This is a genomic window from Yeguia hominis (assembly GCF_014384705.1).
GTDB classification, from domain to species: domain Bacteria; phylum Bacillota; class Clostridia; order Oscillospirales; family Acutalibacteraceae; genus Yeguia; species Yeguia hominis.
On the sequence record NZ_JACRSN010000023.1, the window covers coordinates 28,225 to 44,023 of the forward strand.

Annotated in this window: 14 protein-coding genes and 2 pseudogenes; 1 reads left to right on the forward strand and 15 read right to left on the reverse strand. The window is 45.2% G+C overall.

Annotated elements, in window-relative coordinates; all coding sequences use genetic code 11:
- Positions 1-34: 34 nt before the first annotated feature.
- The 7 genes from IAG03_RS12525 to IAG03_RS12555 all read right to left on the reverse strand — a co-directional run bounded on the left by IAG03_RS12525 (position 35) and on the right by IAG03_RS12555 (position 5,662).
- On the reverse strand, positions 35-1,342 hold the full coding sequence (locus IAG03_RS12525; protein ID WP_249320370.1) for a M56 family metallopeptidase: 1,308 nt from the start codon (positions 1,340-1,342) through the stop codon (positions 35-37).
- Between the two features lie 2 nt (positions 1,343-1,344).
- Complete coding sequence (locus IAG03_RS12530) at positions 1,345-1,707, reverse strand: BlaI/MecI/CopY family transcriptional regulator (protein WP_249320371.1); 363 nt, start codon at positions 1,705-1,707, stop codon at positions 1,345-1,347.
- Between the two features lie 149 nt (positions 1,708-1,856).
- Positions 1,857-2,399, reverse strand: coding sequence for a helix-turn-helix domain-containing protein (locus IAG03_RS12535; RefSeq protein ID WP_249320372.1), 543 nt, complete (start codon positions 2,397-2,399; stop codon positions 1,857-1,859).
- 93 nt (positions 2,400-2,492) lie between these two features.
- The gene (locus tag IAG03_RS12540; RefSeq protein ID WP_249320373.1) at positions 2,493-3,104 is read right to left on the reverse strand and encodes a helix-turn-helix domain-containing protein; all 612 of its coding nucleotides are present in this window, start codon (positions 3,102-3,104) and stop codon (positions 2,493-2,495) included.
- Between the two features lie 145 nt (positions 3,105-3,249).
- Positions 3,250-3,978 carry a MerR family transcriptional regulator gene (locus IAG03_RS12545; RefSeq protein ID WP_249320374.1) on the reverse strand — a complete coding sequence of 243 codons (729 nt, stop codon included), beginning with the start codon at positions 3,976-3,978 and terminating at the stop codon, positions 3,250-3,252.
- Between the two features lie 65 nt (positions 3,979-4,043).
- A complete protein-coding gene (locus tag IAG03_RS12550) occupies positions 4,044-4,691 on the reverse strand; it encodes a GyrI-like domain-containing protein (protein WP_249320376.1) in 648 nt (215 codons plus the stop codon).
- A 74-nt stretch (positions 4,692-4,765) separates the two neighbouring features.
- On the reverse strand, positions 4,766-5,662 hold the full coding sequence (locus tag IAG03_RS12555) for a helix-turn-helix transcriptional regulator (protein WP_249320377.1): 897 nt from the start codon (positions 5,660-5,662) through the stop codon (positions 4,766-4,768).
- 228 nt (positions 5,663-5,890) lie between these two features.
- On the opposite strand from IAG03_RS12555, the gene IAG03_RS12560 reads away from it, so the two are divergent.
- Positions 5,891-6,241, forward strand: a complete 351-nt coding sequence (locus IAG03_RS12560) for a helix-turn-helix transcriptional regulator (RefSeq protein WP_249320378.1) — start codon at positions 5,891-5,893, stop codon at positions 6,239-6,241.
- A 40-nt stretch (positions 6,242-6,281) separates the two neighbouring features.
- Here the strand turns inward: IAG03_RS12560 and IAG03_RS12565 are convergent, their stop codons facing one another.
- The 8 genes and pseudogenes from IAG03_RS12565 to IAG03_RS12600 all read right to left on the reverse strand — a co-directional run.
- Positions 6,282-8,045, reverse strand: coding sequence for a CHAP domain-containing protein (locus IAG03_RS12565; protein ID WP_249320379.1), 1,764 nt, complete (start codon positions 8,043-8,045; stop codon positions 6,282-6,284).
- A 33-nt stretch (positions 8,046-8,078) separates the two neighbouring features.
- A complete protein-coding gene (srtB, locus tag IAG03_RS12570; RefSeq protein ID WP_249320380.1) occupies positions 8,079-8,852 on the reverse strand; it encodes a class B sortase in 774 nt (257 codons plus the stop codon).
- An 83-nt stretch (positions 8,853-8,935) separates the two neighbouring features.
- On the reverse strand, positions 8,936-10,231 hold the full coding sequence (locus IAG03_RS12575) for an ATP-binding protein (protein ID WP_249320381.1): 1,296 nt from the start codon (positions 10,229-10,231) through the stop codon (positions 8,936-8,938).
- A gap of 146 nt (positions 10,232-10,377) precedes the next feature.
- Positions 10,378-12,711: a VirB4-like conjugal transfer ATPase, CD1110 family gene (locus IAG03_RS12580; RefSeq protein ID WP_249320382.1), complete on the reverse strand. Its 2,334-nt coding sequence runs from the start codon at positions 12,709-12,711 to the stop codon at positions 10,378-10,380.
- A pseudogene (locus IAG03_RS12585) lies at positions 12,704-13,071 on the reverse strand (PrgI family protein). Before IAG03_RS12585 ends, IAG03_RS12580 begins: the two are co-directional and overlap by 8 nt.
- Positions 13,072-13,086: 15 nt before the next feature.
- The gene (locus IAG03_RS12590; RefSeq protein WP_249320384.1) at positions 13,087-13,923 is read right to left on the reverse strand and encodes a VirB6/TrbL-like conjugal transfer protein, CD1112 family; all 837 of its coding nucleotides are present in this window, start codon (positions 13,921-13,923) and stop codon (positions 13,087-13,089) included.
- Positions 13,924-14,017: 94 nt separating this feature from the next.
- Positions 14,018-14,374, reverse strand: a complete 357-nt coding sequence (locus IAG03_RS12595; protein ID WP_249320386.1) for a glutamyl-tRNA amidotransferase — start codon at positions 14,372-14,374, stop codon at positions 14,018-14,020.
- Between the two features lie 15 nt (positions 14,375-14,389).
- Positions 14,390-15,685, reverse strand: a pseudogene (locus IAG03_RS12600) (VirD4-like conjugal transfer protein, CD1115 family); the annotation flags it as partial.
- Positions 15,686-15,799: the final 114 nt, after the last annotated feature.

The window sequence follows — 15,799 nt, forward strand, 5'->3', positions numbered from 1 at the left end:
CATATTTCCTCCGAGTCACAAACGCAAGATTGCCTTAGCTATTGTTGCCAAGGAAAGCTGCAAGTCCCTTTTGCACTTCTGCTGGGTCTTTGACACTATATGTGAAAGAAATCGTTGCGCTTGTTTCAATCCAAATCTTAGAATAATCGGAAGTGAAACTGATTATGGAGTCCATAGAATTGTCTGCTCGGTAAAATGTAATCTTGTTATTTTCCTCGCTGTCAATCCAAGAGCCTCTCTTAACTTCTTTCGTGTTGATCTCAATACCTTCAACAAAGGTCAACAGTTCATTGAAATATGCGCTGTCTGTAATGGTTTTGTTCCCGTCGGCAGTTTTAATTTCGGCGTGCGTTGCAGACGGAGTTGCAATTGCGTTGATTTCAGTAATAGTTTGCTTTGCCGTCGCATACTGCGGACGGTTAGGAATAAGGCATATTGCAATGACCACAATTAAAATTACCGCCCCTAAACCTGCAAATCCAATTATTTTTTTCGTGTTTGATTTCATAACATTCTTTATCCTTTCTTTGGGATTTCCCTCGGCAAACGCCATCGGTATGCCAAGTGTGCTTTTTTCAATAGAAAGCTCTAAAAGCGACCGGCTGTATTCTTTGCGAATGTCCTCCTTTGAATTTCTGATTACGCTTTCATCGCAGGACATTTCCATATCGGTAACGAACAGCTTGAACGCAAGCCACACAAGAGGGTTAAACCAATGCAGGATAAGAACAACATATCCTAATATCTTCGCAAGGTTATCACGCCGAGCGAGATGCGTCTGTTCGTGGGCAATTACATATTCCTGTGCGTCAGCCAAATTGCTCGGCAAGTATATTTTTGGATTTCGCAATCCAAGCGCAAAGGGCGTGCCGACTACTTGCGAAATATAAATATTATCCCGAAGAAGGACGGCACTCTGTAATTTCTTTTTGAGTTTGGAATATGAGCGTATGCTATACAGGCAAAACGCACAAACGCCGATGAACCATATAATCTTCCCCCAAAAGGTAAATATCTGATATACATTTGCGGTAGAATCGAAAACCTCAGTTGCTACAACAGGGTTGATTACGCTGTCTATTGCTTTTATACCCGTTTCCACATAAGGGGTTTCAATATAAAGCATATCCGTAGAAAGCGGCGTGGTGTTGAACGGCAATATGCTCAAAACGCTTTCAAAGGAAACGGGTACAAGCAGACGGAAAAAGGCAACAAACCATAATGCGTAGGAGAAAACCTTTGGAGCTTTTTTCAGCAGCAACCGTGCCAACATAATAATTAAGATAGCAAAGCTGCCCGTAATACTCATATTTACAATATCGAGAAATACTTTGTCGCTCATAGTCATTCCTCTACATTTTGGTCGATGATTTTCTGTATCTCAGCGATTTCCTGCTTTGAGAGCTTTTTGCGGCGGGTAAACGCCACTAAGAATTGTGGCAGAGAACCGTTGAATGTTTCTTCCACGAAGCCCTCACTTTGCTTCGTAAACCACTCCTGCTTTGAAAGGACAGAAACGACATTGCCCGAATTGTTTTGAAAAATGCCCTTATCACAAAGACGCTTCAGCATCGTATATGTGGTGGATTTCTTCCAAGAGAATTTCTGCTCACAAAGCTGAACCAAGCCTCCAGAGGAAATAGGCTCATTCTCCCAAATTAAGTTGGCAAACTCCAGTTCCATATCTCCAAGTTTGTAATTTTTCATTATAATCCTCCTTGCGGGTCTACAAGCATTAGACCTTTGCTTATAGTCTAACACTTGTAGACCCGTTTTGTCAAGAGGAAAACAAAAAGTTCACAAACTCTTTGCTGCCAATACTCAGACAGCATTCAACTACTTTGGATTTATCAAGGTTAGTTTTTCGTTTCGGTTTCCTTGTATGGCGTTGCCCGATATGCGTGGTTCTCCACATATACCATCATACGGTTATACAGTACCACATAGAAAAGTATAGCAAGCATACTGCCTATTGCACCCAAAATCGCATAAGAGTCGCTTCCTCGTAATTTCAGCGCTGTCCATATTATAATACCTATCCACGCCACAATGCACAGGGCGATAGTTGAGATATGTTCGTGCAACCATTTCTTCTTAAAAAACGCTATCTTTTCTTTCAGCGTAAAGGTGCTGTTGTTCAGCGCCGTAACAAGATTATCGTCAGCGGCTTTCTGGAAGTCCTCCGCCAAAAGCCGTTCACCGCTTATAAGCTCGTTAATACTTACGCCGAATTCCTTTGAAAGCAGCGCCAGCATTTCAACATCTGGCATATAGTTTCCATTCTCCCAACGAGAAATGGTTTTGTTGGTCACGCCGAGCTTTTCTCCGAGCTGCTCTTGCGTCAAACCTTTCTCTTTTCGCAGGGCGGCTATGAATTTTCCGATTTTGATTTGATCCATTTTTATATCCCTCCGAAGAAAAGTATAGCGCATTTTTCATGAGAATGCTTCCCCACAAACAGCGAATTCCGCTTGACAAACTGGAATTTGTAATTACTTTGTAAGAACCTTTTTATGATACGATTTGTTTCCGCAGTATGGGCATTTCATCTTTCTTGATGTGCCGCTATGCAGCGCCATAACAACAGCTTTCATTGTCGGTACATATCTTTTTTTGCATACAGGGCATTCGTAGTATCCCGTATCGTGCTCAATTCTTACTCCTACAAAGCAAGTGGCGAAAACTACCGCAGCTCCAAATGCCAATAAAGCGATTCCGAGGGCAAGATGGTCTTTCATCAAATAGCATCCGACAAGTATCATAGTGAGAGATACAACAATCGCCATTGAGATAAGAAGCTTCTCCAGATGCAGAATCCATTTATTTAACGATTCCTCCTGCTTCTTCATCTCCAAGAGCAAAGCATCCGAAGTTTCCTTGTAGTTCTCCATTGCGATTCGCTCCCCACTGAAAAGCTCGCTTAGGTTTATTTTTAGCAGGTCACATAGTTCTGGCATAATGGCTGCATCTGGCAGACTCCGTCCAGTTTCCCATTTTGATACGGCACGGTCTGTGATGCCAAGTTTCTCCGCAAGAACAGCTTGTGTGAAACCTTGCTCCTTCCGACAGGAAGCTATGAATTTTCCAATTTTCTCCTGTTCCATGAGGAGCACCTCCTTTCTTACATCCACTATATCGCCGTATGACGATTTTTAACAGGAACCAATGGTTGATATGTCCGAAATTCACTCTTTAACGGGACTCTACTTCGGGTGGAGTAAGATATTCATTGGCATTCATATTCAAGCTTTACTTATCACAATAAATGAAAATTGCCTCTCTTACAAACTCCGCTGTTCCTTCTCCGCTAACACGGTCAATGTTTTTCTTAAACCGGTCATCACAGACATACATTTCGCCCAAACCTTTTAAAATGTCATTGCTGCAAGTATAGAAGTTTTCATTTATATAGGATTGCAAAGCAGCTACTTTTTCTTGAACAGCCTTATCTGTAGGGGGCAATTGCTTCATCGCTCCTAACTCGGTGAACAACGACATAATCTCATTGGCAAATTTATGATAGTTGTGTTCACTGTGAGAAACAGCTCGTTGTTCATACTCTTGATATGCTTTAGAATTTCCCCATTTTGATTTGACTTCCGCCTTGTATTGTTCAATTTCTTTCGCATCAAAAACTTCAAAATTCATTGTCTTTACTCCTTTAGTTTGAATTTCACGGGCAAAGGAAATAAGCTCGCCTATATGCTTATATTGCAATTCTAACAGTTTGATTTGCTGCGCTATTGCTTCCTCTTGATTAAAATTAGGACTATCAAGAATTTCTTTAATTTCTTTTAGAGGAAATTGCAATTCACGAAACAACAGAATGTTTTGCAAACGGCTAAGGGATGTATCGTCATACATTCGGTAGCCTGCATCAGTTACTTTTGTAGGCTCTAAAAGACCAATGGCATCATAATAGTGTAGTGTGCGCACACTAACACCTGTTAGTTTGCTAACCTCTTTTACTGTTCGCATATTTATCACTCCTTTCCGTGTAATATCATTCTAAACTATGACGCAGCGTCAGAGTCAATAGGTTTTTAAATATTTTTTTGCCTTGACCTTTTAATTGGATGGCGAATAACGGTTTTCCATTTTTCTGGTGCTACTTTCCGTGCATCTGATAAGTAAATTTCGTGATGCAATCGGCTTTCGGTTATATCATTTTCATAACCGTTCTGCGCTATATATTCATCCATTAACGCTACCGTTTGCGGTTCATCGTCAAATGCGCCTATGTGCATTATTTGAACACACAAGCCCTCATCAACGGTCAGAAATTCCGCCGATGAGCAGTCGAGCTTTTTCTTTTCGGATGCGGTTTCTACCGCCCATTCAAAATCCTTTTTAGTAATAAATTCGGGCAGTCGAATGACAGAAATCCAGTTAAATGCAGCTTTATCGGCGTAGTCTATACCATCAACATTATCCTGCCACCAAAAGCCCTCCAGCGGAGGAACAACATACTCAAAAAAGCCCTCGATTTTATGTTCTGTTTTATAGCTCATTTTCAGCGTGTAAGCAACAGCGTATAGGATGCTGATTGCCTGCTGATAAGCGCCGTCAATCTCGTTAGGATTGCCTTTTCCTCGTACAGCAATGTAGTTAGCCTTCGGAACAGTAACAATCTCTGGTTTGTTCTTCGGCATATAAAATTCTTTGTATTCTTTTTTGAAATCGAAAGCCATAATGTTCTCCTTATAAATCTCTATTTATTCTAATTTGTGAGTAGATTGTACCACACTTATACTGACACCCTGTGTCAAGATTTATATTTTTCATAGATACTTTTCGCCTGCTTTGCAACGATGTCCTTGAGATGCGCAGGCTCTACAATATCCACCTGTGTTCCGAATGATAACAAATACCCGATTAACCATTCATCTTCTGGCATTTCAACAGATACGATTAAATCCCCATTTTCTTCTGTGCTTATTTGAGTATTATCAAATTCATCATAAACACGATACGAGATTTCTTTGGCAAAGCGCAGTACGATTGTACTATAAACTTGCCCCGACATCTCATCTAATTCTGGAAAAGACTTTTTATCAAAAGTGTCTGCAAGCACTTCCAATGTTATAATGCGAGTCAGCTTAAAAATGCGATAGTCCTGTTTTTCCGTACAGTACGCTTTCAAATACCACGATATAGATTTATATAACACTTTTAACGGTTGGATAATTCTCTCGCTAATCGTTCCATAGGAGTTGGCGTAGGTTATTTTCACGCACCTTTGTTGAATTACTGCCGATTTCAGCAATTCAAATTTTGTATTATCAGTTCCGTTATTGCCCCATCTGGAAAAATCCACTTCAAGCCAGCTTTCTGAACCGACATTAAATATCGCAGAGAGTTTTTGCAGTATTTGGCTGTTGTCAATATTGCTTGTGGAATTGATGCTATGCAAGGCTGTTAGAATTTCTCGCTTTTCTTCTTCGGTAAGCACAGCTTTATCCATAACAAAGTCATTCATTAAATAAATGCCGCCATTTCGCCCCGCTTCCGCATAAATAGGAATACCTGCGCCGCTTAGAGCGTCAATATCTCTATAAATCGTTCTTACAGATACTTCAAACTTTTCTGCCAGTTCTGAGGCAGTAGCCCGACCTTTATCAAGTAAGTGATATACTATCTTAAACAACCTGCTTTCCTGCATTGTCTTATTCTCCTTTGATAATAAGATACCATCAAAAACCTGACACGGTATGACAACATTTATTATAATTGATTTGCCGAGCAGTATCAAGTATGCAATTATGAACTTTAATCGCCTGATATAAGAGGTTTAATATCCTATTGCAAGAGATTTCAGACCGTTTCATAAGAAGCCTCGTTTCTGTAAAATATATATAGTACGATTTTACAGGTACAAGGTGGTGAGCTTATGGACGAAAGAAATAATGATTTTGACTTCGATTTTATGCCAATCGGTCTGGCTATCAAAAAAGCCAGAACAGCACAGGGTATGACGAGAGAGCAGCTTGCCCGTATCGTTGACTACGACCCAAGGCATTTACAGGCGATTGAAAATGAGGGGCAAAAGCCGAGTCTGGAGTTGTTTATTCAGCTTGTGACGATGTTCAACATTTCGGTTGACGAATACATATTCCCCAATAAGGAAGTCAATAAAAGTTCCGCCCGCAGACGCTTAGACGCACAGCTCGACAATTTAGATGATAAAGAACTGTCCATTGTAGAAGCAACTGCCAACGGTTTATGTAAGGCAAAAGAGTAAACAGAGGAAAGAAAAACCTCTGTTTTTCTTTTGCCCTTTTTTAATAGGCAGGGATACCGTATCCGTAAATAACGCTGCTGCCGACAGCGTATTGCTTCTGCCTGCAAGCGTCGCCAGAGTTACCCTCAACGGTGTAGACAATGCCGTTTTCGCACTTCTCTACAATGCCCACGTGGTCAACCTCGCCGTCGCACTCCCAATCAAAGAAGATGATTTGACCTGCCGACGGCTCAAAGCTGCTGTCCTGCCATTGCCCACGGTCTTTGAACCATTGCACCCCATTAGCGCAGCCTGCGAATTTCGGTATCACGCCGCTGTCGATATAGCCGCATTCATTCGCACACCAACTCACATAACAAGCGCACCATTCTACACGCCCGTCAAAGCCGTACCAAGACCAATAGGGCTGACCGCCCACATTGCCGACCTGCGACAAAGCAACGGTCACGATTTCGCCGTCACCAACGGAGATACCATAAAGCACCGCAGACCAGAGCGAATTGTTTTCCTCGGCAAGTAATTCCGATAGCTGCTGTCGCTGTTCCTCATTAAAGCCGTATAGGTCTGCCATTTCATCGGCGGTCTTGTGACTGACCGTGATATACAGATAAGTCCGTGTAACGGTGGTTTCCGTCTGCACGATGTTCCCGTGACCGTCGTCGCTCTCGGTTATGACGGTTTCGGTCTTGCTTTCCGTTCTGCTGCTGATTTCGTTCATCTCCCAGAAAATACCCGATAGAAGCTGCTTTTTGCCCTCGTCCATCGTTGCCACTTCCTGCGGATTGTCTGGGTCGGTAGCAGTCTTTACGGAATAGACCGCAAGCACCTCTTTCCAGACCGCACGGCTGCCCGACATTTCCAGAACATCATAGGTCGTGCTGCCTTGGATTTCGTCAAGACGGGTATCGTATTCGGCATTGATTTCTCGGACAACACTCTGCATTGTCATACCGTTTCCAGAGTCCTCGCCCGAAAAGAAAATGCCGAACACCGAGCCTGCAATCAAGGCAATCAGACAGATAACAATTATAATCACGACGGCAATCCAACCGCCTGCGGCAATGGCGGCTACAAGCGCCTTGACGCCTGCAATAATCGCCTTAACTGCGGCAATCGTAGCTTTTACCGCCGCTTTCACCGCAGCAACCGTAGCCTTGGCGGTGGCTTTTGCCGCCTGTGCAGCTCTTTGAGCCGCTTTTGCCGAAGCCTTTGCCGCTGCCTTCGTTGCTTTGGCGGTATGCTCGGCTGTTTTGATAGCTGCCTTAGAGGTAGCCTGTGCAGTCTTAACGCTTTTCTGGGTGGTCTTGACCGTGCCTTTTGCGGTCGCCTTGACCGTCTTTTCTGTATTTCGGGCGGTGGTCTTGACCGTCTTTTTGCCTTGCTGTCGGGTCTTGATAAACTGAGATTTTGCCCTTTGGGTGCTATCGGGAGCAGAGGAACGGCTTGTAGCCCCGTGACGGATCTGCAAGCCGTTGTTATTCTGTTCGGCGGCTTTTGCCGCCTTTTTCTGCTTGTAGGACGATATTTTATCCTTTGCCTTGCCGATATTTTCCCTTGTTTCCTTGACCGCCTTTTGACCTTGCTTGTTGAATTGGTGGATACCCTCGTCCTTGATACGGTCAGCTCCGTAGGAAAGCCTGTCAGCAGCATATTCCGTAGCGGAGCTTTCATCAGTATAGCAGCCTTGTTCCGCCTTATCCTTTGTTTTTGCATAAGCGGACTTCATACGCTCGGTAGCAATGGCGGCTTTGTCTATGGTCTTTATCGTGCCTTTGACCGCATCTCTGGTTTTTATATCAGCCATTAAAAGCCTCCTTTCCTTGAAGCGGTACAGATATTAGGCAACCTTTTTTGCCACTACAACAAGCCTGCCGTTTTGTGCGGAGTATTCGCAGGTTGAAAGCGTAATAAGCCTGTCGCCGTATTCGGCGGTCACACCTGTATCGTACAGGGCAAGCTCCTTGCACTTGGCGATATAAGCGTTAAAATCGTTTTCGTCCTCTGCGTCTACAAAATCGTAGTAGCGGAAGCCCTCTGAGCTGTACGCAACCGTTTTGAACACGGCAATGATTTCATACTCACCCCGTTTGGTAAGGGTATCAAAGCAAACGGTCTTGTGTTCCTCGTAAAAATCCTTGCTCTTGTAATTCTCCAATGCGCCGAACATCTTTTGCCCCTTGATGTGATGACCGTAAATAACAAGGTTATCGCTCGTCAATAGGTCGCAATTTTCCTGCACATACGGAGTACCTAAATCGCTGTACTCCTTTTCAAAATTGTGCTTCAGATAATAATTGGGGTTGTTCGGGGTCTGCATTACGGGATAGTTGATATTCGTGCCGGCAATCGAAAGCCAACCGACCATATCCGTATTTTGCAGATACAACTCGCCGTATTCCGCAAGCACGGTTTCCTCCTCCGTGAGCAGAACATCGGCAGTTTCGCTTTCGCCTGTCTGCGCCTGTTCCACAACCTCGGCAATTTTCTCAAAGACTTCTTCCTGCTCACTTTCGTGTGCATAGTGGCTGCAAATACGGAAGCCGCAAAAAGCCGCCGCACCTAACAGGCACACGGCAGCAACCATACAGATGATTTTCGTATATTTCTTCATAAGAGTTATCCTTTCTTATTCTGTTTTAGGGGCAAAAAATAACGCCCACATTTTCTGTGAGCGTTATCGCCAAAATATTGATTTCAGATACAAAATGCGGCATAGAGAGGAACGATTTTTTTATTGTCCTCAAAGCCGAAGTTTTTGGCAGAGAGCTTGATAGCATAAGCGGGCTTGTAGGTGTCCATATAGACCTTTAAGCTCTTGGCTCTGGTGTTGTCAGCAGATTTGACCTCAATGGGAATGAGCTGTCCGTCACGCTGAATGATAAAATCAATTTCAGCTCCACGCTCGGACTCCCAATAGTAGGTGTGGTAGCCGTTAATGGAGAGCTGCACATTGACATAGTTCTCCGCCATACCGCCCTTGAAATCGTTGATTTCCTCAACCATATAGAGAATGTCATTAGCGGCTAAGTCTTTCTTGGCGCAAAGCAATCCTAAGTCGGACACATAAATCTTGAACGCATCAATATCACGGTAGTTTTCAAGAGGCTTTTTGATTTGCTCCACCTTGTAGACCTGTGACACGATACCAGACAGGCAGAGCCATTCAATCGCATTTTCAAATTCGGATGCCCGTCCGCCTTTCTTAATCAGCTTATATTGGAAACGGGTATTCTTCTTTGAAAGCTGAACGGTAATGTTATCATAGGCAAGTCTGGTTTTCTTGATTTCATTCAAGTTGTTATACTTGCTCATATCGTTGAGATAGCTTGCAAGTATCGTATCCTGCGTATGGCGGACAAGGATATAATCCTTTGTTTCGGCAAACTGCATCACGCACTCTGGCATACCGCCGACCACAAGATACTGACGGTAAAGCTGCATTGCGGCATCGTGCAAGGCAGACGGCAGCGGCGTATCGGTTTGGAAGCACTTTTTAATCTGCTCCACCAAATCGTCCTCACCGAGCGCCAACATAAATTCCTCCATATCCATAGGATAGAGCGTTTTCATATCGACCTTTCCTACGGGGAAAGAGAATTTTGCTCTGTTGACCGCAACACCGAGCAAGCTGCCTGCGACGATGATGTGATAATCTGGAGCGTTCTCGCAAAAATATTTGAGCGAGGTCAAAGCCCTTTCGCAAAGCTGCACCTCATCAAAGACTATCAGCGTTTTTTCCTTTACGATAGTCTGACCTGCGATATGGGACAAAATCGGTATCAGATAATCGGGGCTGATGTTTTCCTCAAAGGTTTCGTTCAGCTTTGGATTGGTTTCAAAGTTGAAGTATGCCACATTTTCGTAATGGGTGCGCCCGAACTCCAGAATGGAATAGGTCTTTCCGACCTGTCTTGCGCCCTGTAAAATAAGGGGCTTGCGGTGTTCGTTTTCTTTCCAAGCTTCCAAGAAGCCCATAATCTTTCTATACATAAGCAGTCCTCCTTAAAGGTACTGACCATAGTATAGCAGATGTTCGTGTAAAAATCAATGAAATTTCCTTGAATTCTCGCACTAATCAACATGATTATTTCTGCTAACCTCTCACGATACGACACGAACACCGCAATTTCTGCATTTTACACCTCTCCGAACTTGGTCGTCATCAACTTATAAAGCTCGGTATTGCGGGGGAACTTGTTGACAAACGGCACAAGAGAGCTGCCGACCTTGAGAAGCCCCTGTCCTGCGCCGACATTCGTGATATAACTAAGCTGAAGGTCGGAGATATTAAGGAGCTTGGCAAGCTCGATACGGTCTGTGGACGCTTGATTGAGCATAATGATAAACTCGCTGTTGGCAAGCATTGTTCTTGCCGTGTGGCTCTGCAAAAGGTCGTCCACATTCTGCGTGATACCTGTGCAGTACGCACCGTATTTTCTTACTCTTTTCCAGAGCGTAAAGAGGAAGTTGGCGGAGTATTCGTGCTGAAAGAGCAGATAAATCTCATCAATGAAGATGAAAGTGTTTCTGCCTTTGGCTCTGTTCTGGGTAATACGGTTCAAGATGCTGTCAAGAACAACAAGCATACCGATAGGCTGTAACTGCTTGCCCAAATCCAGAATGTCATAGCAGATAAGGCGGCTGTGGGTATCCACATTCGTATGCTTTGCAAAAGTGTTAAGAGAGCCGTCCGTGAAAAGCTCAATGGCAAGGGCGATTTCCTGTGCTTCTGGCTCGTCCTGCTTCAACAGCTCCTCACGGAAGTCCTGCAAGGTCGGCGGCGTTCCCATATAGTTGCCTTGCTGATAATACCGATACACCGAAGCGGTACAGCGGTCAATGATGGATTTCTGCTTTGCGCCAAGACTGCTGCCGCCGATGAGCTGTTCGCAAAGGGACAAAATAAACTCCGATTTCAAGATAACGGGGTTAGCACCGTCACCGTAATCGGAGTTCATATCCATAGCGTTGATATGGTTTTCGCTCGTTGCTGAGATGTGAATGACCTCGCCCTGCATTGCCTTAACAAGCGGCGAATACTCTCGCTCTGGGTCAATAATGATAATATCGGCGTTGGGGTCGGTCAGAATGATGTTCGTCATTTCTTCCTTTGCCGTAAAGGATTTGCCTGCACCCGACACGCCGAGGATAAAGGAATTACCGTTGAGCAGGTGGCGGCGGTTGGCGATAATCATATTCTTGCTGATTACATTCTGCCCGTAATAAACGCCGTTCTCGTGATAGATTTCCTGCACCCGAAACGGAATAAACACCGCAAGACTTTCCGTAGTAAGGGTACGCAGGGCGTCAATCTTTCGCACGCCGAAAGGCAGCACCGTATTTAAGCCGTCCATCTGCTGGTATTTCAGCACGGCAAACTGACACAAGTGCTTTCTGGCAGTTGTGAGCAACGCTTCGGTGTCGCTGTCAAGCTGCTCCTTGCTGTCAGCCGTATGCACCATAGTCAGCACAGCGAACATCATTCTCTGGTCACGGGTCGTAAGGTCATCAAGGAACTCCTTGCTTTCTTTTCGCTGCTGCTCCAAGTCATACGGCACAACGGCAGAAAAGTTGTTGTTCTGGTTTTGCTTTCGCTGCCAATTCGTGATGTTGGTTTCCACACCGAGCAAGCGGTTCTCCACCTCTCGCACGGCTTCATCTGTGGGAACGGGAATAATGTCAACGGAGAGCATCATATTTCTGTTCAGCTCACAAAGCTCCGCTACCATACTGTCCTTGATATAGGCGGCGTATTCTCTGAGAAAAATCACACGCCCGTATCTGTCACCCATTCTGAAACAGTCCTTTTCAAATTCAAAGGTGTCGGGGCAGATAAAGTCCTTGAAGTCGTGACCCTTTCGCATCGTCTGGGAAATATCGAAACGGAACGCCGTTTCTTCACCTGTGCGGTAAAAGTCGTGAAAAATACGGAGCTTTTCTTCGGCTTCAAGCTCTACGCAGCGTGACCCCAGACGGGAAAAGTGTGCAATAAGGTCAGCGCCCACACGGGCGAAATAGTTTCGGGCTTCCTCAATGTTTTTCTTGTTGACAGATACCGTCACATACTTGTCCTGCACAATGGAGTTTGCTCCCGTCGCTTTATCAAGGAGCATCTTGTTATATTCCTTGCGATACTTATCCAGAGCGTCATCAGCCATAGGAATGAGTATCGTCTGTTCAAAGTCCGCTTTGTTTAAGCGGCGGTTATTGATAGTGATTTTCGTAGTAGCTCCGCTGTCAAGAGAATTAAGCAGCTCCGAGTATTCAAGGAACATTGCTTCCTTATCCTCACGGCTTGCTACGGCGTAATTGATGTCCTCAAATTTGAATGTCTTAGCGTACTTGTTCTTGCCGACAAGGAAGATACCGTCCTCCCAGATAGTTTTAATTGGGATAACGCTCTGTACCGATTTCGGCACGACAAACTTCTCCTTGTCCTGTTTGAACAGGTTTTTGAGTGTTTTAAGCATTGTTCTTCAACGCCTCCTTTTCGTGATTTTGAATTGTTGCTTTCAGCGTTTCATAGTAGAGATTATCGGGGTGAAACATCAGCTTTTTCGGCATAAGGAACTCCGATTTAATCCACGCCCAGAAAAACTGCTCGGCGTTCATCCCGTTGTATTTGATAAAGCGCCCATCAGCGCAAAAGGCGCAGCACCGAGGATACATACCCAACTGAGAGTTTCCGTTCCGAAGTGCGGGCGCAGCAGAAAATACAGCCCGACCGCCACTCCGCAGGCAAGTACCGAAAAAACGAACTGCCGCAAAGACAGTCCGAAAAACATACTCTCCGTGTAATTACGGATTTCCTTGTTTATCTTAACTTCCAATTCGTCGAACCTCCTTTATAAGCCCATCATTTCTCTTACAACACGGTCGGACATTTTGACCGCACCGACAAGGACGAGCATATTAAATACAAGCTCTCCGATATAGCTCCATACCATAGACACAGCCGCAGCATTTGGGTCAACCGCAGGGGGTGAAGCCGCAAAGAGCGAAAAGATGATGCAGGCAAGCACAATGATTGCGCCCTCCAGACACACGGCGGCATAGCTCTTGATAAAGCTCTTGCCGACACTCTGGCTCGGCTCTCCCGCAAAAGTAGAAAGCGGAACAGGGGCAATGGCGGTATAAAGGTACAGCTTAAAAAATCTGCCGTACACCGACATAATCATAATGAACGACAGTACCGTAATAAACAGACCGCCTATCAGCGTGACCGCCCATAACGGGATACTCTCGAAAAAGCCGCAGTCCTCAACGGCGGTCACGATTTCCGACGGTAATACCGTCTGCTGTGCCGTTCCGAAGCCTGCGGCGTTCATAATGGTTGAAATAAGTCCCTGTACGATATTGAAAAGAGCCATCATCAGCTCCAAGCCATAGGTCACAGCACCTTTGGCAAGGGCGAAGCGGATAAACAGTTTTAATGCGTGTTCTGGTTTCTTGACCTCTGCAAAGCTGCCGCAGGTACGCATTACGCCTACGACAAAAAAGAGAACGAGCAACGCAAGCCCGATTGCCTGCACTGCGCCGTGTATATTTACGATAACATTCCATATCGTGCCGCCCTTAAAGCTCTCTGGGGATTGGGTAATGAGTTGCCATATCTCCGACAGCTTCTCATTCCAAGTTTCAAGAGCGTTCTCCAAGTTCTGCACAATCCAATTATCAGACATTCGACCACCTCCTTATTGATTTGGATAACGGGGGCAATTCCGCAAAGCGGATCTGCCCCCGTTACCGTCAGTCTTGTGTCATTCTGTTGTTCTCTCAGCCTGTGATAAGGGTCAAGATTTCCTTTGCAAAGGTAATGACCACGCCGCCCGCAAGGGTCAAAAAGCCGTTTGCTCTCTGGGACGGGTCGTGAGATTTGAGGGACAGACCAATTTGCACAATACCGAAGCCGAGCATAATCATACCAACAGCTCTTACCAGACCGAAAATGAAGTCGGACAGGTTATTGACTACGGCAATAGGGTCATTCGCCGCAAAAGCGGTCACGGATGTTCCCACAACAAAGGTCAATGCCATTACTGCTGTGCAGTAAAAGCGGAACCCCTTTCTGACCTTGCCAGACATCGGCAGCTTTTCGGTTTTCTTGCCCTCATTGTTCTTAAAAAGTTTCATAGATAAATCCTCCTTTTAGATGTTGAATATTTCTTCCAAGTCCTCATCGGACAGAAGCTCGTAGGAAGTGCTGACAGCGTTTATGCTTACGGCGCTTTGAGGAATATCGCTGTCAAACACAAGGGTTGCAACTACCTGCGTCGGCTCTCCGTGAATATACGGTGGCTGCCCTCCATCAGCAGTCAGCTTCACATTCGGGTGCTTCATAATGTCATATTTGAAGTCCATTACGGGGCGTTCTCCCCGAATAAAAAGAAGTGCGTAGCGGTTATCAAGCATACGCACTTCGTCTGGGGTCATAAGCTCACGCCCCGATATTTGATAGTTGGTCGAATAGTTTCCGCTTCGCCCAGAGCTTTTTCCGTAGGTGTTGGTATCAATGGTTTCCTTGCCGAGCAGCTCCGACACATATTTGTGGGTGCTTTGCTCATTGCCGCCGAGGTAAAGAAATTCATCGCAGTTGCCTACGATGCTTTCCCATTGCTTCTCGAAAAGGGCTTTGAGCTGCGCCAGATTTTGCAGGATAATGGACACCGACACCCCTCTGGAACGCATAACGGACAAAATCTTATCGAAGTCATCGGGCAGCGATACATTCGCAAATTCGTCCATTATAAAGTGGCAATGCACGGGCAGGCTGCCGCCGTATTTATGGTCTGCCAGATAAAAGAGCTGTTGAAAGAGCTGCGTATAAAGGATACTGACAAGGAAGTTAAAGCTCGTATCATTGTCGGGTATCAAGGCAAACAAAGCGACTTTCTTTTCTCCCAGACTCGGCAGGTCAAGCTCATCGGTGGCGGTAAGCCCCGCAAGGCTCTCCAGATTAAATTTTTCAAGCCTTGCGGCAAGCGTGATTTGAATACTCTTTAAGGTCTTTGCCGAGCCAGAGTGATAATCCCTGTAATACTTGAGGGCGATATGCTCTGGGTTTATCATTTCCAGACGGTCAAACAGCTCGTCCAGAGGGCTTACATAGCTGTCGTCGTCCTCACGGACTTCACCTGCACGAAGCAACTCCATAACCATAGGAAAATTCTGCTCGTCGGGCGGAGCTTCGTATTTGAGATAAAACACCAATGCAAGAAGCAGCATACTTGCCGCCGTATCCCAGAACGGGTCTTGCGACTGTGAGCCTTTTGGCGTAGTTGCCTTAAACAGATTCGTTACCAAACGCTGCACATCATTGTCGTTGCGCAGATACACAAAGGGATTGTAGCAATGGCTGCGGTGCATATTGATTAGGTCAAGGACACGCACCTCATAGCCCTTGCTCTCCAACAAACCGCCGATGTCACGGACGATTTCACCCTTCTGTCAAGTGGTTTTGAGATATTTTTTGAAAAATCTCCAAAGCGCATAGCTGTGCGTAAAGTCAATCAGGCAACATCTCCTTCCTGCAAAGCCATTGCTTCTTTTGCAATCAGA

Bases quoted from the DNA above. Each gene is read 5' to 3' on its own strand.
- IAG03_RS12565 (WP_249320379.1), bottom strand. From the start codon at position 8,045: ATGGCTGATATAAAAACCAGAGATGCGGTCAAAGGCACGATAAAGACC.
- IAG03_RS12555 (WP_249320377.1), bottom strand. From the start codon at position 5,662: ATGCAGGAAAGCAGGTTGTTTAAGATAGTATATCACTTACTTGATAAA.
- IAG03_RS12530 (WP_249320371.1), bottom strand. From the start codon at position 1,707: ATGAAAAATTACAAACTTGGAGATATGGAACTGGAGTTTGCCAACTTA.
- IAG03_RS12545 (WP_249320374.1), bottom strand. From the start codon at position 3,978: ATGCGAACAGTAAAAGAGGTTAGCAAACTAACAGGTGTTAGTGTGCGC.
- IAG03_RS12550 (WP_249320376.1), bottom strand. From the start codon at position 4,691: ATGGCTTTCGATTTCAAAAAAGAATACAAAGAATTTTATATGCCGAAG.
- srtB (WP_249320380.1), bottom strand. From the start codon at position 8,852: ATGAAGAAATATACGAAAATCATCTGTATGGTTGCTGCCGTGTGCCTG.
- IAG03_RS12580 (WP_249320382.1), bottom strand. From the start codon at position 12,711: ATGCTTAAAACACTCAAAAACCTGTTCAAACAGGACAAGGAGAAGTTT.
- IAG03_RS12525 (WP_249320370.1), bottom strand. From the start codon at position 1,342: ATGAGCGACAAAGTATTTCTCGATATTGTAAATATGAGTATTACGGGC.
- IAG03_RS12590 (WP_249320384.1), bottom strand. From the start codon at position 13,923: ATGTCTGATAATTGGATTGTGCAGAACTTGGAGAACGCTCTTGAAACT.
- IAG03_RS12560 (WP_249320378.1), top strand. From the start codon at position 5,891: ATGGACGAAAGAAATAATGATTTTGACTTCGATTTTATGCCAATCGGT.
- IAG03_RS12540 (WP_249320373.1), bottom strand. From the start codon at position 3,104: ATGGAACAGGAGAAAATTGGAAAATTCATAGCTTCCTGTCGGAAGGAG.
- IAG03_RS12575 (WP_249320381.1), bottom strand. From the start codon at position 10,231: ATGTATAGAAAGATTATGGGCTTCTTGGAAGCTTGGAAAGAAAACGAA.
- IAG03_RS12595 (WP_249320386.1), bottom strand. From the start codon at position 14,374: ATGAAACTTTTTAAGAACAATGAGGGCAAGAAAACCGAAAAGCTGCCG.
- IAG03_RS12535 (WP_249320372.1), bottom strand. From the start codon at position 2,399: ATGGATCAAATCAAAATCGGAAAATTCATAGCCGCCCTGCGAAAAGAG.